At 59.5% G+C, this 19,726-nt stretch carries 14 protein-coding genes and 1 other RNA gene; 7 read left to right on the top strand and 8 right to left on the bottom strand.

The window, feature by feature from the left end:
- Positions 1-41: 41 nt before the first annotated feature.
- Together HB393_RS16275 and HB393_RS16270 are read right to left on the bottom strand one after the other, a co-directional pair.
- Positions 42-1,076 (bottom strand): pectinesterase family protein, encoded by a 1,035-nt coding sequence (locus tag HB393_RS16275; protein WP_213806249.1) that lies wholly within the window; start codon positions 1,074-1,076, stop codon positions 42-44.
- A 52-nt stretch (positions 1,077-1,128) separates the two neighbouring features.
- Positions 1,129-2,925: a hypothetical protein gene (locus tag HB393_RS16270; RefSeq protein ID WP_213806248.1), complete on the bottom strand. Its 1,797-nt coding sequence runs from the start codon at positions 2,923-2,925 to the stop codon at positions 1,129-1,131.
- Positions 2,926-2,999: 74 nt separating this feature from the next.
- Between HB393_RS16270 and ffs the strand changes: the two genes are divergently transcribed.
- Both ffs and HB393_RS16260 read left to right on the top strand, forming a co-directional pair.
- An RNA gene (gene ffs, locus HB393_RS16265) (signal recognition particle sRNA small type) lies at positions 3,000-3,097 on the top strand.
- A gap of 228 nt (positions 3,098-3,325) precedes the next feature.
- Positions 3,326-4,369 (top strand): beta-ketoacyl-ACP synthase III, encoded by a 1,044-nt coding sequence (locus HB393_RS16260; protein ID WP_213806247.1) that lies wholly within the window; start codon positions 3,326-3,328, stop codon positions 4,367-4,369.
- 146 nt (positions 4,370-4,515) lie between these two features.
- Here the strand turns inward: HB393_RS16260 and HB393_RS16255 are convergent, their stop codons facing one another.
- Complete coding sequence (locus HB393_RS16255) at positions 4,516-5,235, bottom strand: VTT domain-containing protein (RefSeq protein ID WP_213806246.1); 720 nt, start codon at positions 5,233-5,235, stop codon at positions 4,516-4,518.
- 60 nt (positions 5,236-5,295) lie between these two features.
- The gene (locus tag HB393_RS16250; protein ID WP_255551221.1) at positions 5,296-6,159 is read right to left on the bottom strand and encodes a menaquinone biosynthesis protein; all 864 of its coding nucleotides are present in this window, start codon (positions 6,157-6,159) and stop codon (positions 5,296-5,298) included.
- A 36-nt stretch (positions 6,160-6,195) separates the two neighbouring features.
- On the opposite strand from HB393_RS16250, the gene HB393_RS16245 reads away from it, so the two are divergent.
- From HB393_RS16245 to HB393_RS16230, 4 genes are all read left to right on the top strand, one after another.
- Positions 6,196-6,396 carry a DUF3565 domain-containing protein gene (locus tag HB393_RS16245; protein WP_213806245.1) on the top strand — a complete coding sequence of 67 codons (201 nt, stop codon included), beginning with the start codon at positions 6,196-6,198 and terminating at the stop codon, positions 6,394-6,396.
- A gap of 234 nt (positions 6,397-6,630) precedes the next feature.
- Complete coding sequence (gene dprA / locus HB393_RS16240; RefSeq protein WP_213806244.1) at positions 6,631-7,851, top strand: DNA-processing protein DprA; 1,221 nt, start codon at positions 6,631-6,633, stop codon at positions 7,849-7,851.
- Positions 7,852-8,156: 305 nt separating this feature from the next.
- Entirely contained in the window at positions 8,157-11,072 is a 2,916-nt protein-coding gene (gene topA / locus HB393_RS16235) for a type I DNA topoisomerase (protein ID WP_213806243.1), read from the top strand.
- A 221-nt stretch (positions 11,073-11,293) separates the two neighbouring features.
- Positions 11,294-11,578, top strand: coding sequence for a DUF427 domain-containing protein (locus HB393_RS16230; RefSeq protein WP_213806242.1), 285 nt, complete (start codon positions 11,294-11,296; stop codon positions 11,576-11,578).
- Positions 11,579-11,654: 76 nt separating this feature from the next.
- Here the strand turns inward: HB393_RS16230 and HB393_RS16225 are convergent, their stop codons facing one another.
- Positions 11,655-13,175, bottom strand: coding sequence for an ATP-binding protein (locus tag HB393_RS16225; protein ID WP_213806241.1), 1,521 nt, complete (start codon positions 13,173-13,175; stop codon positions 11,655-11,657).
- A 492-nt stretch (positions 13,176-13,667) separates the two neighbouring features.
- Here HB393_RS16225 and HB393_RS16220 point away from each other — a divergent pair, with 492 nt between their 5' ends.
- Positions 13,668-15,098, top strand: coding sequence for an MFS transporter (locus HB393_RS16220; protein WP_213806240.1), 1,431 nt, complete (start codon positions 13,668-13,670; stop codon positions 15,096-15,098).
- A 243-nt stretch (positions 15,099-15,341) separates the two neighbouring features.
- Here the strand turns inward: HB393_RS16220 and ilvC are convergent, their stop codons facing one another.
- The 3 genes from ilvC to HB393_RS16205 all read right to left on the bottom strand — a co-directional run bounded on the left by ilvC (position 15,342) and on the right by HB393_RS16205 (position 19,700).
- A complete protein-coding gene (gene ilvC / locus HB393_RS16215) occupies positions 15,342-16,367 on the bottom strand; it encodes a ketol-acid reductoisomerase (RefSeq protein WP_213806239.1) in 1,026 nt (341 codons plus the stop codon).
- A 546-nt stretch (positions 16,368-16,913) separates the two neighbouring features.
- Complete coding sequence (gene ilvN, locus HB393_RS16210) at positions 16,914-17,537, bottom strand: acetolactate synthase small subunit (RefSeq protein WP_213806238.1); 624 nt, start codon at positions 17,535-17,537, stop codon at positions 16,914-16,916.
- A 279-nt stretch (positions 17,538-17,816) separates the two neighbouring features.
- A complete protein-coding gene (locus HB393_RS16205; RefSeq protein ID WP_213806237.1) occupies positions 17,817-19,700 on the bottom strand; it encodes a thiamine pyrophosphate-dependent enzyme in 1,884 nt (627 codons plus the stop codon).
- Positions 19,701-19,726: the final 26 nt, after the last annotated feature.

The following is a 19,726-nucleotide window of genomic DNA, read 5'->3' as shown; positions in this document are numbered from 1 at the left end:
CGGGCGGCATTTTCTTAATTTTCCTAAGAGATTCATCCCGATTAAGGAAGTTTGGCTGCTTCGGTCTCTGCATCCCAGAACTCCTGTTTTGGGTTCCGTGGGTTAAGGAAGCTGGCCGGAAGGTAAGCTGCCGCCTCCCGTGGAGTGAGTTGGTGGGACCAGGGAACCCGCGCCGAGATAGCAGCGCCGGGTCCGGTGTTCTTGAACTCGGCGTAGAAGGCTGGGGTAGCGGTGTCGGTTTTAGACCAGAGCGACCATCCGGCCGGATCGAGGTTGGCAGGAAGCTCGGTGTTCATGACGACGACGCGAGAGTAGGGACGCCAGGGACGGCCAAGGAAGAAGGTTTGACGGGCGGATGGGGTGTCGGTTGAGACAAAGGCTGAGGTGACGCGGGAGTTCAGGATGACGTAGCCAGTGGTCTGGTCGGGAGCGGTGCGGGATTGGGCAGTGAGATAGGCAGGGCGAATCTCGTGGATCTCAGTGCGGTCGAAGACGGCGGTTGCGTTGCCGAAGATGAAGTCGACTCCGCCGGTGATGTAGGAGTCGAGATAGTACTGACGGCCGAAGTCGGCGAAGAGGGTGTCCTGGTCGCCCAGGAAGCGGCAGTGCTTGAAGATGGCGCGGTCGGAGCGGACGGCGATCGCGACGGCCTGGCCCGTATTGCCGGCGGAGTTCTCAAACGTGAGGTTTGCAGCCTCGAAGCCCGGGCTTTCGACGGTGACAGTAGCGGTGAGAAAGGTTCCGCCCGCTTGCTTGGCATTGAAACTATTGGTGATCACAACGTCCTGCGGACGGGATCCGGTCCCGATGAGGGTGATGTTGGGGTGATTCTGGGTGATGACGATGCGCTCGTGATAGATGCCAGGAGCGATGTGGAGGAAGACGCGTCCGGGAGAGCCGTCGCGGTTGGGGGTCGCGTTGGGATGGTGGTCGAGGGCCATCTGGATGGTGGGGAACTCGGAGACGGCCTCGGTGCCCGTCTTGATATCGGGTGAGACCCGAACGTGGACGTCGGTAGCCCAGGCGAGAGTGGTAAGGGATGCGGCAGCGAAGAAGGCAATGACGAGAACGCGCATGATGTTGTGAGTTTGCGGCTTTTGGCAGGAACCGGCAAGGGGTAAGGCTGTCTCAGGCTTCGAGCCCCATCATGCGCAGGATGGCCAGAGCGTTCGAGGTCTGGTTGATGCCAGGTTTGAGAAGGTAATCGAAGGCCAGGGGATTCTCGGGATCGGGGCTGGCCATGTGGAGATTGATGCCGTGGAGGTCGGCCAGGTCAGCGAGTTCGGTGAGGGTGAGATCGTGAGTGGAGAGGGCTCCGATGGCGCTGTTGCGAACGAGCTGGGCGAGGATGGCACCTGCGGCGGTGCGGCGGTCGAGCGAGTTGGTGCCGCTGAAGATCTCGTCGATCAGAAAGAGAACCGGCAGTCCCTCCCGAGTGAGAGCGAGGATATGGCTGAGGCGTTCGACCTCAGCGAGGAACTTGGACTTGCCATCGGCTAGCGAGTCGGTGAGAGCGAGCGAAGCGCCGATCCGAAGGGGCGAGATGCGGGCGAAGGTAGCGCGGACGGGTGCTCCGAGGGCAGCCAGAACAGCGTTCAGACCGAGCGTTCGCAGAAGGGTCGACTTGCCCGCCATGTTGGAGCCGCTGATGAGATAGAAGCGCTGTACTGGACCGAGCTCGATCGAGTTGCGGACGGCGGAGGCGGGAAGCAAAGGATGAGCGAGGTCGGTGGCCTCGAAGGTGGCAGGATCCGTGGGAGGCAGGATCTCAGGATAGCTATAGCCCTCGGAAGCTGTGTGTTCATAGGCATAGGCTGCAAGCGCATTGAGTGTCTCAAACTCCCCCCATGCGTGCAGCCAGCGGCGGAGGGCCGGACCGTGCTCGCGCTTCCAGGTCTCAAGGGCGAGGGTCGCCTTAGTGCCGATGCAGAAGAGGAGGCTGGGAAGATAGAACCACTCCTTGGTGCGTTGTTCGAGCAGGGTGAGTTGTGTCTGGAGCTTCGAGAGGGGAGCGTGAGCGTCTGCGATCTTCGATTGAAGTCCGCTAAGTATAGGGTCGGAGAAGGCCTCCGCCTGCATAAGCGCGATGCCCTGACGCAGGAGCGCCCCGGGTCCAGCGAGGCGGTTGGCTCGCTCCATGACGGGCAGAATGCGGCTGCGGAGATGGAGTGCGACCGCGGCCTGGACGGCCAGAATGGCGGCAAAATTGGGATAGAGCGTCGTCCATAAGACAAGATGAAAACTCCCAGCGGCGACTCCCAAGAGAAGCAGCGCCATCGTGGCGTGGAGCAGGGGGCGGATGACAGGATGGGCATGGATCGCAGGCTCGTCGAGCCACGCTTCGAAGAGGGTCGCAGAGATCTGGTGAACAGGGGTGTCGCCAAGCAGCGAGATGCTCTCGCGGAGGTCGGTGCGCGAGGTCAAGAACTGGATGGTCTGCTGGCGGGCGAGGCTCTGGTCCCGGCCAGGCAAGTGAAGAAGAGCCCGGGCCAAGTGACGCTCAGCCAAATGGGTGCGCACGGTAGCAAGGAGGCTGAAGAGAGAGTTGGGGCCGAGGATATCGAGGTCGCGGTCGTAGAGGTGGGTGGCCTCACGGAACTCTTCGCCTGTGTGGGGAGCGAGCGGAGCTTCGCCGGTAGAGCGAGTAAGGCCGGCTTCGAGATGATCCTGCAGGCGGGTAAGACGGTAGGCGTGGGTGTACCGCACCTTGAGCAGGTACGGGAGAACAGTGACACACAGGACGACCGAGATGAACGCGGGATAGGCCGGAAGGGAACCCCAGAAGGTCTGGAGAGTGAGAAAGACAGTCAGCAGAATCGCAATCACAAGAAGAAGCAGCAGAGCCGAGGAGCGCCGGGCGGCGATGCGCTGTTCGGCGGCGGTCGCATAGAGACGCGTTCGGTAATGATCAGAAGGGTTGGACATGCGGGCTGCAGCCAGAATACGCGGTGGAATAGGGGAGAGGATCGTGGGGCGGTTTGGATGGTAAACTACTCTAGTGCCGGGTCCTACGCGACGTAATCCCGCCAATCCCGCCAGGTCCGGAAGGAAGCAACGGTAACGGGTCATTGCGGGCGCAGTAGGTCGCCCGGTGCACTAAAACCTGCCTCCGATTCAGCCGCGCAATGGTTGTGCTGTGAGGTATCTCCCGCCTTCAGCGGCGCTCCAGGCATCGTGCACGAGACGCTGATTCCCCAAACAATTGAATTGCGCAATACTTTTCATCGTTCAGCAATAAGCTGTCGGCGTTGAACTTAGCCGGCGAACGAGTGCAATGGAAAAGCTATATACGCCATGAATAGAGATTCATTTGTAATAGTTTTGTATGCTTGATAGTGATGAGGTGAGTATTTTGAGTTTGACGTTGAAGCCGCAGGTGCAGGTGAGGGCAAAGATCAGTTCCGTTGGGGCCTATGTTCCACCTAAGCTGTTGACCAATGCAGATCTGGAGAAGATGGTCGCGACGAGTGACCAATGGATCATGGAGCGGACCGGCATCCATGAGCGACACATTGTGGAGCCTGGAGTTGCCACGAGCGATCTTGCCGTTGAGGCTGCTCGGGCGTGCCTGGCAAAGCGGGGGATCGAGCCAAGCGAGATCGAGGTGATCATCGTGGCGACGGTGACGCCGGATATGTTCTTTCCAGCTACGGCCTGCCTGGTGCAGGACAAGCTGGGAGCGAAGGGCGCCTGGGGATTCGACCTGTCGGCGGCGTGCTCCGGATTTCCGTACGCACTGCAGGTAGGAGCAAAGCTGGTAGAGAGCGGAGTGCACAAGAAGGTGCTGGTGATCGGGGCAGACGTGATGAGCTCAGTGATCGACTACACCGACCGGACGACCTGCGTGATCTTCGGCGACGGTGCAGGAGCGGTACTGCTGGAGCCCTGCGAGGGCGAGGAGATAGGACTGATCGACTACTTCCATGAGGTGGATGGATCGGGAGCGGTGGCGTTGAATATGCCGGGCGGTGGAAGTCTGCATCCAGCTACGGCTGAGACGATTGCGTCGAAGATGCACTACGTCCACCAGGATGGGCAGGCGGTCTACAAGTTCGCAGTGCGGAAGATGGCTGAGGCCGCGGATACGGTGTTGACCCGGAATGGAGTGACAGGGGCGGACCTGGGATGCTTCATTCCACATCAGGCGAACAAACGGATCATCCTATCGACTGCGGAGCGTCTCGGAATGCCGGAGAGTGCCGTGGTGATCAATATTGACCGCTATGGAAATACAACGGCGGCGACGATTCCGATGGCGATGCAGACGGCTTTGGATGATGGCCGGCTGAAAAAGGGGGACTTGGTGCTGCTCGCCAGCGTCGGCGCGGGCTTCACCGTAGGGGCGACGCTGTTGCAGTGGGAGTTCTAGTAGGAAGGAAATAAGTATAAGCGGCGAGCTACGGCTCGCCGTTTTTCTTTTTGGATTTGGCCTGGTCTCCGCGATCGCGCTGACGAAGGCCTATTGCAAGCGAAAGTTTGCACCAAAGGTGAAGCTCGCGAGGATCCAGAGTACCTTCAGGCGGCAGCTTTGGGCGGGGAGAGCTTCGGACGGGAGAAGCTCCGCGAGGTCTTGTAGAGCTGCCAGAAGGCGAAGGCGCAGCTAATGAGGATGCCAGACCAGAGAACGATCAGGACAGGCGCGGCCCACTTGGCGGAGAAGAGATTCCAAAGACGAAGGATGTGGCGGCCATAGTAGACGCCAAGCCATGCGGCGATGGAGTGGCGGAGGGCGCGGCTCGCAGTAAAGGCGCAGAGAAATTTGTTGCGCGACATGTTGAGTGCGCCAGCAGCCAGAACAAATGGGCTGAGCGGCATCGGCGGTGGAAGGATCGCAGGGAGAGCGACGGAGAGGATCGCATGCTCCTCCATCCAGCGGGTCACGCGCTTGAAGATGCGCGGCGGAACGCGCTTCTCCAAAAACGCCATACCGCCCGAGTGCCCTACCTGATAGCTGAAATAACCTCCAAGGCCAGAGCCGAGCGTGGAGAGAGCTACCAGGAGAAACAAGTTGGCATGTTGCGCAGCCATCACGATAATCATGACGTCGGTGATGCCAGGGAGAGGCAGAGGAACGAACGAAGAGTCGACGATGGAGACGAGAAAGATGCCTAAAAGGCCAAATTGAAAGAGGAAGTGCAGCAGCGAATTCGAGTGAGTACCAGACCCCGCTAAGATGTCAGCCGCCGTAAACACGGTCGAATTACTGATAAAAGCGGCGGCTGCAGCGCTAGTCATATTGGATAAGACGTCCGTTGGAGAGGGGAAGTCGCGGTTGGACCTGAGATTGGTGCAATTCTATAGGAATCGAAGGTCCGGGAAGGCAGGAAGCGCCTCGATCTCCGCTGCATACTGGCGGAAGAGGCGAATGCTTTGGATGCAGTCTTCATCGAGGCTGTAGTAAATGTTCGCGGTGAGGTAATGGTGGATGGTGGCCGCAGGAATAGCGATGCGTGCGCTCCATTCGCGAACCAGAGTGTCGACATTGGCCAGACCGTGGATGCGGGACTGGTTGAGGTCTTCGATGAGCTCCTGTGGACTGATTCCGCAGGCAGGAAGAGCTTCGGGGCGCACAGCCCAGACGGCGGCGACCCATGGGAGCCGGGTGCGTGTCGTCCACTCGTGGGCGAGGTCGTACCAGTTGCAGGGGCCGACCTGCTCTTCGATGATCGCTCGTGCTTCCAGTGCGAGGAGGGCGTGATCGCCTATGAGGAGTGCGGCGTCGTGCTGACGGAGCATCGCGAGGGTATCGGCCGCATGCTGGACGAAGGTGGGGTCTATGCCAAAGAACTTGCGGAAGAGGATCTCGGTGTACGCGAGTGAGCTGCGCGAGGCGGTGTCGGCTGCGACCGTCTTTACGGTGCTTAGGGAGTGCGATTTTTTTACGATGAGCTGGATCGAGCGCACCTCGTTGAGCGAGGCGATGGTACAACCAGGAACGATGGCAAGATCCGGCGTGAGGGCGGCGATGGGGATAAGGCCGAGGTCGGCGCGCCCGGCGAGAAGCTCGTCGGCACAGCGAGAGGGAAGGGTGTAGTGAAGCTGATAACGTTCGGCGAGGGCAGAGGCCAAAGGCGGGTGTTCGAAGTCCCACATGAGCGGAGCGGGGTTGAGGAAGTCGATGGCGGCAACCCGGACGAGATTTGAGGCTTCAGCAGGCAAGAGTCTAGTTTATGGGATGTGGCTGGGAGAACCAAGATGCAGAGAGCTGTCGTTGGGTTTTTCCTCGATCAACAAGATCATTGGGTGGCGGAACTGGAGTGCGGCCACGGGGTGCATGTACGACATGATCCGCCCTGGATGATCCGCGAATGGGTGACGACGAAAGCAGGAAGGGAGGTGCGTCTGGGGTCGTCGATGGAGTGCAAGCGGTGCGACGAGGAGCGAGACGCATCTTGAGAATGGCCTCTATCCGTTCTCAAACCTCCGTGTACTGACAACGCTCCGCCCGTCGATATTAACGGAGAGAGCGTTATCGATTACTTCATCAGAAAGATGGCTCGCTTCCTCTGCCGAAGGTTTAGACGGCTCCCATCAGGTTGTTTCAGGAAGAAGCAGAGATAGACGATCCCTCTCCGAAGCGCGACCGGTGGTGATAAATAGATAAAGGGTCAGGAAAGAGGACAACGGAGTATGAATCTGGTTCAGCAGAGCAGGATGACAGAGCCGGCACGAGAGGTTGCGCGGTTAGCGTGGATGGCATTGATGATGACGCCGGGGATGGGAGCCCTGCGGATCAAAAGATCGATGGAGAGATTGGAACTCGCGGAGCGGTTGTTCGAAGCCTCGCTGACGGAGTTGGAAGGAGTGGGAATGCCGGCGCGGTCGGCGCAGTTCGTGGCGGACGGACGAGCACGAGCTGCTGCCGAAGAAGAGATACAAAGGGTCACGGCGGCGGGCGGTTCGGTCCTGGCGTTTGAAGATGAGGCATATCCAGAGAGGTTGCGAGAGATCTACGATCCACCTGCGGTGCTGTGGATTCGAGGAAACGTGGACCTGTTGGCTCGCCCTGGCATTGCGGTCGTAGGCACGAGGCAGCCTTCGCCCTATGGAGCAGGCATGGCGGAGTTGTTGGCGAGGGATCTGGCGAACCGGCGAATTACGATCCTAAGCGGCATGGCTCGAGGCGTGGATACGGCAGCGCATAAGGGCGCGCTCGATGCAGGAGGAAAGACGGTCGCGGTGTGGGGCACGGGGATCGATGTGGTGTATCCGAAGGAGAACAAGCGTCTGGCAGAGAGCATCGTGGCGGCCGGCGGGACGATCGTGAGCGAGTATCCGCTAGGAACGTTCCCTGCCCCGCAGAACTTTCCAATTCGGAACAGAATTCTGAGTGGAATGAGTGTCGGAGTGCTGGTGATCGAGGCGGGCGAGTATAGCGGGACACGAATTACGGCGCGGTGCGCCATGGAGCAGAACCGCGATGTATTTGCTGTGCCGGGAAATGTGACGAACAAAAATGCATGGGGGCCGAACACATTGATCAAGCAGGGAGCCAAGCTGACGGCGACCTGGGAAGATGTCTGGGAGGACCTCCCCTCGGAGATTCTGGTGCAACTGGAAGAAGAGATGGCAGTTGCGGGCAGCAGGGCGGGGAACAATGAATCGAAGTCCCAAGGAAGTGCATCTCTATTCTCCGGCAGCGGATTCGATGGGGACGGCAAGCCGATGCCAGAGCACGAGCGGATGGTATACCAACGGCTTAGGCATGATGAGCCGCTTCAACTGGACGAGCTCATCGAGGGACTGGAGGCGGAGTTGGGGTCTGCCGAAATATTTGCAGCACTGTTCGAACTGGAACTTTCGGGGAAGGTAAAACAGTTGCCAGGAAAGAACTACGTCCGCTGTTTTTGATGAACTTCGGTCCGCCGCACTCCGTATGGAGGTGTGTTTGGTGCAGGATTAGAGTTTTTTGGCGGATCGCTCAGTCGATGGTTTCGAAGGTCGGAATCGGATTTCTGCGGTACGAGAGATACGAAATGGGAGACTTTCAGTCTATCGATGTAGATCTTGGCGGCGTGTGTTTTGTATGAGTTTGTCAGTTTTGCAGAGACTGCGGGTTCGCATGTTTTGCCAAGCCGTGGTAGGTTCGCATTGGAAACGTGGAAGAAAGGGAACGGAATGCTGCGGCGCCGTGACCCTGGGTTCGAAGGGAAAGAATGGCTAAATCACTTGTGATCGTTGAGTCGCCCGCGAAGGCAAAGACGATCAATAAATATCTCGGCAGCGACTATATAGTAGAGGCCTCGCTGGGCCACATCATGGATCTGCCCAAGAACGACATCGGAGTGGAGATTGCGCGGCGAACGTTTGAACCGACGCTGATCGTCTCGCCCGGAAAAGAAAAGATCGTGGACCGGCTGAAGAAGCTGGCAGCCAAGGCAGACTTTGTCTATCTGGCCCCAGACCCTGACCGCGAAGGCGAGGCCATCGCGGCGCATCTTGAGATGCAGCTCCGGCCTATGCTCCGGCCTAAGGCGACGCTTCAGCGCGTGACCTTCAACGAGATTACGAAGAAGGCAGTGCAAGCGGCGTTCGGTCAGGCTCGCGATGTGAATGCGAATCTTGTGGACGCGCAGCAGACGCGTCGCGTCTTAGACCGCCTGGTCGGATATCAGATCTCTCCGCTGCTGTGGGACAAGGTGCGTCGAGGGTTGAGTGCTGGCCGTGTGCAGACCGTAGCGTTGCGCCTCATCGTGGAGCGCGAAGAGGAGATCAACAGCTTCAACCCAGTAGAGTACTGGACGATCGATGCATTCCTTACTCCGAAGGCTGGTGCGCAGGAGTTTGTGGCGCGCATGGTCGGAATCGAAGGCAAGGCGATCCGTGTCTCGAACGGTGTGGACGCCGACGGCAAGGAGCAATTTCTCGCGAATGCATTGCCGGACAAGGAGGCTGTCGATGAGGTGCTCGATGGCTTGAAGTCTGCCGCGTGGTCGGTGCGAGGAGTCGAGAAGAAGGAACGCAAGCGCAATCCTACCGCTCCCTATACGACCAGCAAGTTGCAACAGGATGCCGCAGGAAGATTGGGCTTCAACGTTCGCCGGACCATGGGTGTGGCGCAGCGTTTGTACGAAGGTGTCGAGATCGGCAAGGAAGGTACGGTAGGTTTGATTACCTACATGCGTACCGACTCGACGCGTGTCTCGCCCGATGCGATTGCGGAGGCGCGCGAATTTATCGGCAAACTGGGTGCGCAGTATCTGCCGGCGAAGGCGAATGAGTTTGCCGGGAAGAAGCAGGCTCAGGCGCAGGATGCGCACGAGGCAATCCGTCCGACGCATGTGGCATACACGCCGGACTCGATCCGCGCGAGCTTGAGCGAAGAGCAGTACAAGCTGTACAAGCTGATCTGGCAGAAGTTCGTCTCCAGCCAGATGACGCCCGCCGTCTTCGACCAGACCACGGTCGACATCGCGGCGAAGGCGAAACAGACCTATGACTTTCGCGTGAGTGGCAGTGTGCTGCGCTTCGAAGGCTTCCTGAAGTTCGAGGAGGAAGAGAAGCGGGCACGCTTGGCGGCCAAGGCGAAGGCCAGCAAAGAAGAGCAGGACCGTGCCGACAAGCTGGCTGCGCAGGTGGTGCAACAGGGCGGCGAAGCACAGGATGAGACGACTGCGGACAGTAGATTGCCCGAGCTCAACCAGGGGCAGGCGCTTGGACTCGAGCGGATCGATTCGCAGCAGAAGGCGACCGAACCGCCGCCGCGTTACAACGAAGCGAGTCTGGTGAAGACTCTCGAAGAGCGTGGGATCGGACGGCCATCGACCTATGCCTCCATCATTAACACGATCCAGGATCGCGACTACGTGAAGAAGATCGGAGCGAAGTTTGTTCCGACGGAGATCGGCACAGTCGTGACCGGACTACTGGTGAAGAACTTCCCCTACATCTTCGATCCGCAGTACACGGCCAAGCTCGAAGGCGAGCTCGATGCGGTAGAAGACGGAGAGGAGAAGTGGACCGATCTGTTGACCGGCTTCTACGACCACTTCGAGAAAGAGCTTCTGGTCGCGGGCGACAACATGGAGGACATCAAGCGGATGGAGCAGGCCACCAATGAGGTCTGCGACAAGTGCGGAAGTCCGCTGATTCTGAAGTGGGGCAAATTCGGGAGCTTCTACTCCTGCTCGAACTTCACCAAGGCGAAGCCCATGACGGTGGCCGCAGGGCCGTGGAAGAAAGATCAGAAGGCTGTCACCAAGAAGATCCTCGATGCCTTTAAGTTTCCAATGGTAGTGAAGGCGGTGAGCGAAGATGTAACCGACTTTGAAAAGGATGTGGTCAGCACCAAGGAACTCGCAGTAGCCATCGGAGAGGCTGCGGGCAAAGGCAAGAAGATTACCGTGGAGCAGTACAGCTGCGACTTCACGAAGGAGAACTTTGCAGCCAAGCCAGACCTGAGTGCGCCTGGCGCAGATGAGGTCCCTGAGGAAGAGTTCTGCGATAACTGCGGACGGGGGATGGTGCTGAAGAATGGGCCGTGGGGGCCGTTCATGAGCTGCCCAGGGTATAGCGAGGATCCGCCGTGCAAGACCATTCGGAAGCTGACCCAGAAGGTGCAGTCGAAGCCTCCTGTGGTCCTCGAAGAGCCTTGCCCGAAGTGCGGCAAGCCGCTCCTGCAGCGGGATGGACAGTATGGCGAGTTCATCGCGTGCAGCGGATATCCGAAGTGCAAGTACGTCAAACAGGAGATATTGGACGTCCCGTGCCCGAAGGATGGCGGCGATATCGCCGTACGGAAGACCAAGCGTGGGGATACATTCTATGGCTGCGTGAACTATCCGAAGTGCGACTTTGCGTCGAACCTGAAGCTGGTGAACGAGACATGCCCGAAGTGCGACAGTGCGTATCTGCTCGAGTACGGCAATAAGGAAGGGACGTATCTTGTATGCCCCAACAACCGGGAGTTCCTGCCGAAGCGCCGGCCGAAGAAGGGCGCTCCTGTGGAGGAGCCGACAACTCCTTTGTGCACGTACGAACGGCGCATCGGAGATGCGAAACCAGCGGAGGTGATTGCGCTGCCTGGACTGCCTGACCCAGAGGCGACTCGACCGATTGTGAGCGTTGCGTAGTACCACGCTTGGATAGGTAAACCGGAGCAAAGCCCATTCTCGACGGCGTCGATAGCCGTCAGAGAATGGGCTTTGCTTCAATTCAGCCTCAGAGAGGTTTTGCATTCTAGTACGTCTCTGTTACAAATGCCTGTAGGCTCTAGGCATCCAGAGTCTCCGGTGACGACCCATTTAAGGGGTTTTAGTGCCGTAACTTATTGAAAAGATTGCGAATCGTATCTATGGCGAAGGCAGTGTGGAACGGCCAGACCCTGGCCGAGAGCGAACAGTTTGAGACAGTTGAGGGGAATATTTACTTTCCCGACGAATCGGTAAAGCGCGAATTTTTGAAGGCCAGTTCGACGACGTCCAGTTGTCCGTGGAAGGGACAGGCCCGGTACTACACGATCGTGGTCGATGGCCAGGAAAACCCGGATGCGGCGTGGTACTACCCCGATCCGAAGCCTGCGGCGCGGAATGTCAAACATCATGTGGCGTTCTGGCGCGGCGTGGAAGTCACGAAGTAACTTCGCGACCTCCGTTCGCCCGTAATCTCAAACACCAAAATATCGCTGAACCAACCGAGCCCTTTTGCGGCAAGCCTTAGTACGCCTCCGCCTGATCGAAGGGCAGACGGACCTGGAAACAGGTTGCGCCGGCGCTGGAATCGACCGTCAGGAAGCCGGAGTGGCGGGAGACGATTCGCTGGGCTACATCCAGGCCCAGGCCTAGCCCGCTTCCGACTGCCTTGGTGGTGAAAAACGGTTCGAAGATGCGGGACGTGATGGCGTGGTCCACGCCAGGTCCGTTGTCCCAGACTTCGATAGAGGCCATATCGCCTACGACGTGGGCCGAGAGGCGAAGGACTCCGGGGATGGTGCCGCGATCCATGGCGTCGATGGCGTTTTCGATGAGCGCGGTCCAGACTTGGTTGAGCTCGCTGCCGTAGGCGCTGATGGGCGGAAGCGCGGGATCGAAGTCCCGCTCGACGGTGTAGCCCTGGAGGCGCGAGGAGAACATGGAGAGGGTGCTCTCGAGGGACTGGGCAAGCTCGATGTCCTGGACCGGCGCCTGATCCATGTAGGAGTAGTCCTTGATGGCGCTGATGAGGTCGAAGATGCGCACGGTGGAGTCGACGACGGTCTCGGCCATACGCTCGACGCGCAGGGCGCTGGCGATGGTCGCGACGGCGACGGCGACGATCTCCGGACGCAGGATTGAGGCGAGCTCGTCGAGCTGGTCCAGGGGTAGGCGAGTCTCGGCCAGAGCCGGGGCGATGTTCCAGGCTTTCGGGACCTTATGCTCCTCGAGCCAGTTCAGGACGGCGTCTTCGCGGTCGTTCCCGGCGAGGGGACTCTGCGGAGCATGGTTGCGGCTGGAGTAAGCGGCCATGCGTTCGCGGGCGCGTTTGACCCAACAGCGGTAGTCCATGGACTCCTGCTCGGAGAGGTTGAGGTTGCCGAGGCGGTACTTCTGCTCACCGTACTCGCCAAGCTCGCCGAAGAGGCTGGCTGCGGAGCGCTGAGCCGCAGACGCAGGGTTGTTGAGCTCGTGGGCGAGATTGGCCGCAAGCTTGCCGAGGGCGGAGAGCTTCTCGGCCTGCTGCTCCATGCGTGTGACCTCGCGGACGCGATCCAGCAGGATGCCGACGCAGCGCTGTCCCATCGAAGGGATCGCCTGAAGCATCGCGGGAAAGAGGTTCTCGTGGATATCCAGAACCCAGCTTGGGCCGATGGTGTATCCATCGCCTCCGTAGCCCTTCATGCGGGAGAAGGGAAGCTTGCCGGTGATCTGGCCGGCGCGGCCGATGAAGTAGGCCATTGGGCCAGTGTGGCGGCGGCGAACGTGGATCTCTCCGCGGAGGATGAAGACCATGTGGGTGGAAGGTTCCCCTTCGCGGAAGAGCAGGGCGCTGTCTTCGGCTACGCGTTCGGTTCCGTTGGTCGCGATCCAGACGTATTCGTCTTCGGTGAGTCCTTCGAGGGTGGAGATGGCGCGAAGGGAGTTGATGATCTCGGGAAGCGGAGTCGGCGTCGCGGGAACCGTGGAGGCGAGATAAGGAGATGTATCGAGTGTGTTTTGTTCGATATCGTTCTGGAGGTCGGCTTGAGGTGTGGTGGCCATGCGTTTCCCTCGGGTGGAGCTTTACAGGTCACTAGTTCTGTGACGTCCAAGGACTTGCTGTTGCCGTGGTTCGGCAAGAAGTCGAATCTAAAGGATACTTCAGCTCTTCCCTTAGAAGGAGAGCAATGAAGGAGTATTTCACCGCACGAGGGGCAGGGAGGGTTGCGGTGAAATGAGGTTATGGAATTCTGTTTACGAATTCGGACCTAATTTTGTTCCATGCCCATGGTATCGACGTTCATGGCGCGGAAAAGAAATTAGATTTTAATTAGTTTTCTTTGGATGCCTGATTCGCCGTCAGGATTCCATGTAATTCGGCTGGTACCCAGCGACGCATTGCGCTTCCATCCCTGCAATCCCTGATTCAAAGTGCTCATTTGAAGCGGCTTACATGGAATCTTGACTGTAAGGCCTTCCACCAACTGAGGTTAGATCATTCCTTCGACACAAGAGTTTATTCCCTCGTGTGTCGCTGTCTCATAAAATAAGACTATGCAGAAAACTCGTTCCTCGATCTACGTCACCTCTCTGATCGCTGGTGCGTTCTTCATGGAAAACCTCGACGGCACAATTATTGCCACTGCGCTTCCGCAGATGGCGAAGAGCTTCCACGTCGGAGCCGTCAACCTCAACCTGGGCATGACTGCCTACCTGATCACCCTGGCCGTCTTTATTCCGATCAGCGGATGGTTTGCAGACCGTTTCGGGGCTCGATCGGTCTTTGCGTCGGCTATTGCCGCCTTTACCGTCGCCTCGCTGCTCTGCGGCTTCTCCCAGACGCTGGAGCAGTTTACCTTCATGCGTATCCTGCAGGGCATCGGCGGAGCCATGATGGTGCCTGTAGGGCGTCTTATCGTGCTGCGCAGCACACCTAAGGAAGACCTTACCAAGGCGATCGCTTACATTACCTGGCCAGGATTGACCGCGCTGGTGGTCGGTCCACCGATCGGTGGCTTCATTACGACCTATGCCAGTTGGCATTGGATCTTCTTCCTGAATCTGCCCATCGGGATCATTGCCCTGATCCTGACGCTGCTGTGGATCGAGAACACGCGTCCCGAAGGCCATCATCCCTTCGATTGGACGACCTTCATTCTGGCTGGTCTCGCTTCGACCGGAATCGTCGTGGCGATGGAGAAGCTTGGCTCCGGAGCTGAACACTGGCGTCCGCCGGTTACCATCCTCGCGCTGAGCCTTTTGAGCGGAGCGCTGGCCATTGCGGCGGCCCGCCGTTCTCCTGGGACGTCCTTCATCGACCTGGAATCGCTGCGGCTGCGGAGCTTCTCGCTTTCGGTCTACGGAGCGAGCGGCTTCCGGATCGCTGTCTCGGTTCTGCCCTTTCTGCTGCCGCTGATGTTCCAGGAGGCCTTTGGGCTTAACGCCTTCACCTCGGGGCTTTATCTGCTTGCCCTGTTTGGCGGCGATCTCTCGATGAAGTCCATCGTCATTCCGGTGCTGCGGCGGTTCGGCTTCCGGCGCATTCTTATCGTCAACGGCGTGGTGACTGCCGGTTCGATGGCGGTTTGTGCGCTGCTGAGCCCGGCGACTCCGCCTGCGCTGATTGCGGCCGTGCTGTTCTTTCACGGCGGCTGCCGTTCGCTGGAGTTCACCTGCATGACCACCCTGGCCTACACGGAGATTCCGGCGGAGCGCATGTCGCGGGCTAACGGTTTCCTGTCCGCGGTTATGCAGCTCAGTATGGGCATGGGCGTCGCGATTGGAGCGGGTACGCTGCGCATGGTCGCTCATGCTAACGGGCATGCTTCTTCAGCGCCGTTATTGCAGGATTTTCACATCGCTATCCTGTGTATGGCTGTGCTCGCTTTGGCTCCGGTGATCGATGCGCTTGGTTTGGCGCATGATGCCGGTGCGGCTACGAGTGGACATCAGCCTCAGCCTGCTCCTGAGGTGAATCCGGCTTGAGTCGGTTGGGGCTTGGCTCGGATTCTGAGGCAGCTTGAAAATGTACCTCAGCGGCTAAAGCCTGGAGGCAGGTGGGGCGGTTATGGCACGGCTGAAGCCGTGCCCTTAACAAGACAGAAAGACAGAACGACTCTTGTGACCCTAAGACTCTTTTGACTCTAGAGGCAGGAGACGAATCTGCTGGCAAAGAGTGAGGCCCTTCGTTGTGCGAAGGGCCTCGTCTCTTCTGGCTTTGACTACGTTCTAGGCTTTGACTACGTTGCCGTTCTCTACCTTGACGGGATCGAGGAAGGGCATTGCCTTGCGGAGCTCGGCGCCGACCTTTTCGATGGGGTGAGCGGCTTCGGCTTTGCGGATGCGGGCGAACTCGTGGCGGCCGGTCTCGTTCTCCTCGATGAACTTCTTGGCGAAGCTGCCGTCCTGGATCTCCTTGAGGAGATTCTGCATGGCCTTCTTGACGTCGGGGGTGACGATGCGGGGGCCAGCGACGTAGTCGCCCCACTCGGCGGTGTCGGAGATGGAGTGACGCATGTACTCGAGGCCGCCGCGGTACATGAGGTCGACGATGAGCTTGAGCTCGTGGAGGACCTCGAAGTAGGCGAGTTCGGGCTGGTAACCGGCTTCAGTGAGGACTTCGAAGCCTGCCTTGACCAGAGCGGAGGTTCCGCCGCAGAGGACGGCCTGCTCGCCGAAGAGGTCAGTTTCAGTCTCTTCGGTGAAGGTGGTCTGAAGAACTCCGGCGCGCGTGGTGCCGATGCCCTTGGCGTAGCTGAGGGCGAGAGCGAGGGCGGTGCCGGAGGCGTCCTGCTCGACGGCTACGAGGGCGGGTACGCCGCCGCCTTCGGTGAAGACCTCACGGACGCGGTGGCCGGGGGCCTTGGGGGCGACGAGGGAGACGTCGACGCCGGCGGGCGGGGTGATGGTGCGGAAGCGGATGTTGAAGCCGTGGGCGAACATGAGGGTCTTGCCGGGGGCGAGGTTGGGCTCGATGTCGGCGTGGTAGACCTTGGCGGCGGTCTGGTCGGGGGTGAGATTCATGATGACGTCGGCCCATTTGGTGGCTTCGGCGACGGTGAGGACCTCGAGTCCGGCGAGCTTGGCTTTGGCGGCAGAGGGAGAGTTCTCGCGGAGGCCTACGCGGACGTCAACGCCGGAGTCCTTGAGGTTGAGGGCGTGGGCGTGGCCTTGAGAGCCGTATCCGATGATGGCGACTTTCTTTGCCTGGATGAGGGAGAGATCTGCATCTGCGTCGTGGTAGGTCTTTGCCATGGTTCGGTTGATCCTTTTCTATCGGTTATGTGAGGGGGGTACCCCCCCTTGCCTGCGTGTATCCCGTTTGGAATGAGTGGGTTGGGTGGAGCTTGCTCCCTCAAGCCGCTCATTCTAAATGGGTTGCTTCCAAATTCGTGCAGGAGCTGGAGTTAGCGGGCGGTGTTTTGTCCGGAGCTTCTTTTTCCTGTCTGGTTAAATTCTACGTTGTCGATCAAAACTAAAGTGCCAGTTGCGAAAGAGTGAAATTGTGGCGTGGTTGTTGGGGTTTGGCTATGTCAGAGGCTTTTTGGGGCTTGACATGCGTTTTTGTTGGGGAATTTGAGGTGTTTTATTTTTGGCTTAATTGATCCTTTTGGTTAGGTGAGATGACGGCGTAAGGAAAGGACAAAAACTTAAAAACAAACAACGGCAAATACAGGGGTCCTTCGCTTCACTCAGGATGACGGCGTAAAACAAACAGCGACAACAGCAAAAACAACTGCAACTGCAAAAGCAATGGCGTAAAGCAAAAGCAACATCGAGCGGGGAGATGAATCGGTAGGGTTATTCCTCTTCTTCGTGGACGTCTTCGAATTCGTTGGGGATGAGGTCGGTGGTGGGTTTGGCGAGGTTGGAGGGGGTTGGGGTGGCGTTTGGGTTGCCGAGGGCTTTCAGGACTCGGCTGGTGTGGTGGCCGCGGCGCATGGCCATGCGGCCGGTGCGGGAGACTTCGAGGATGGTGTAGTTGGACTCGCGGAGGACCTGGATGAGGCCTTCGATCTTGCTGGAGCTGCCGGTCATCTCGAGCATGATGGACTCGGGGGCGAGGTCGACGACGCGGGCGCGGAAGACGTTGGCGAGCTCGAAGATCTGGGAGCGGGAGCTGAGGCCGTTGGGCTCCTGGGGGCCGGCGGAGACCTTGATGAGGCAGAGCTCGCGGATGACGGCTTCGCTGCGGCCTACTTCGTCTACGTCTACGGTGATCTCGAGTTTGTAGAGGGAGGCGCGGATGCGGTGGGCGGAGTGCTCGGGGGCCTCGCAGACGATGGTCATGCGGGAGGTGTCGGCGCGCTCGGACTCGCCTACGGTGAGGGAGACGATGTTGATGCTGAGACGGCGGAAGAGGGAGGCGACTCTGGTGAGGACGCCGGGCTTGTCTTGGACCAGGGCTACGAAGGTGTGGAGCATGAGTGCCTCAGGGGTTAGGGATTAGGGGTTAGGGATTAGCGTGCCGTTGTTGTTCGTGGGGCTAAAGCCCCAGGCTAATCCGGTAGTGCAAACGCAACGACAAAGGCAAAAGCTACTGCAACGACAAAAGCAACCGCAGGTCCTTCGACTCGGCGCTTTGCGCCATCGCTCAGGATGACAATTTTTTCTTTGTCCGTTTTTTTGCTCTTCTGCGTTCTCTCTGTCCGTTCTTTTTGCTTTTTCCTTTGCTTTTCTGTTAAGTGGCCGATGTGAGCATGTTTACTCGTCCTCTGCGGTTTCGAGGAGGGGGTCTTTGGTGGGGCGGCGGATCATTTCGTGGAGGCCGGCTCCTGGGGGGATCATGGGGTAGACGAAGTCTTCCTTTTCGACGTGGAACTCGATGAGGAAGGGTTGACGGCTGGTGCGGGCGCGGGTGACGGTGGGGGTGACCTCGGAGCGGAGGTTGACGTGGGCTCCGTTGATGTCATGAGCGTCGGCTAGTTTGACGAAGTTGGGAGAGAGGATGGGGGAGGCGGAGTAGTTCTTGTCGTAGAGGTTCTCCTGCCATTGGCGGACCATCCCGAGGTAGCCGTTGTTGATGACGGCGATGTTGATGGGGAGCTTCTCCTGGACGATGGTAGAGAGTTCAGCGGCGGTCATCTGGAAGCCGCCGTCGCCGGCGATGACCCAGACGTCTTTGTCGGGGCACGCGACCTGCGCTCCGATGGCGGCGGGCAGGGCGAAGCCCATGGTGCCGAGGCCGCCGGAGGTGACGAGGGAGCGGGAGACGTCGTGCTTGTAGTACTGAGCCTCCCACATCTGGTGCTGGCCTACATCTGTAACGATGATGGTCTCTTTTTCGCGACCGGCGGCGACGGCTTCGCGCCAGATGTCGTGGATGACGTGGGCGGCGTAGAGGTGGCCGTTGTCGGGGAGGTTGATGATGTCGTGGACGGTGGCGTCGCCCTTCATGGCGCTGATCTCGCGGAGCCAGGGGGTGGAGGTGGGTAAAGCGGATCTCTCGGCTTCGCTGCGAGATGACAGATCAAATGATTGCGATGAGAGATTTCCTGGCTGCGAGGAGGAATCGAAGGGCTGCGACACAGGGACGAGAGGCTGCAAGCGTTCTGAGGCTTTTTCCTGCAGGGAGGGCAGGAGGAGGGTGAGGACCTCTTTGAGGTCGCCGATGAGGGCTACGTCGACCTTGACGTTCTTGTTGATCTCGGAGGGATCGATCTCGATGTGGATCTTTTTGGCGTTCTGGGCGTAGCTGGCGAGGTTGCCGGTGACGCGGTCGTCGAAGCGCATGCCGAAGGCGAGGAGGAGGTCGGCCTGCTGGATGGCGTGGTTCACCCAGGACTCGCCGTGCATGCCCATCATGCCGAGGGAGAGGGGGTGCTGGGTGGGGATGGCGCCGAGACCGAGGAGGGTGCTGGCGATGGGGATCTGGTTGTGCTCGGCGAAGGCGATGACCTCGCGCTCGGCTCCGGACTGGATGACGCCGTGGCCGGCGAGGATGAGCGGCTTTTTGGACTGGCGGAGGAGCTCGATGGCCTGCTGGATGGAGGAGGACTCGGCGCGCAGCATGGGGTGCGGGCGGAAGGCGGGGGGAGCGGCGGCCTCGAAGTTGAAGGGGGCCGAGGCTTGTTGCGCATCCTTGGTGATGTCGACGAGGACGGGTCCGGGGCGTCCGGAGAGGGCGATCTGGAAGGCGAGGCGGACGGTGGGGGCGATGTCTTCGGCGCGGGTGACGAGGAAGTTGTGCTTGGTGATGGGCAGGGTGATGCCGGTGATGTCGACCTCCTGGAAGGCATCGGAGCCGAGGACCTTGGAGGAGACCTGGGCGGTGATGGCGATCATGGGGATGGAGTCGAGCATGGCGGTGGCGATGCCGGTGACGAGGTTGGTGGCGCCGGGGCCGGAGGTGGCCATGCAGACGCCGACCTTGCCGGAGGCGCGGGCGAAGCCGTCAGCCATGTGGGCGGCACCCTGCTCGTGACGGACGAGGATGTGGTGGACGGGGAACTTGGGCAGGGCGTCGTAGATGGGGAGGATGGCTCCGCCGGGGTAGCCGAAGACTGTCTCTACGCCCTCGCCTACGAGGGTGGCCCAGAGGATCTCTGCGCCGGTGAGGGTGGGGTTCGTGTTGGTTTGGTTCGACATAGGGTGCTCCTTGGGGGCGCTTGCTG

Source organism: Granulicella sp. dw_53, assembly GCF_018449545.1.
Classification (GTDB): domain Bacteria; phylum Acidobacteriota; class Terriglobia; order Terriglobales; family Acidobacteriaceae; genus Edaphobacter.
The sequence above is the reverse complement of the archived record's forward strand: the minus strand, read 5'-3'. Positions and strand labels throughout refer to the sequence as shown.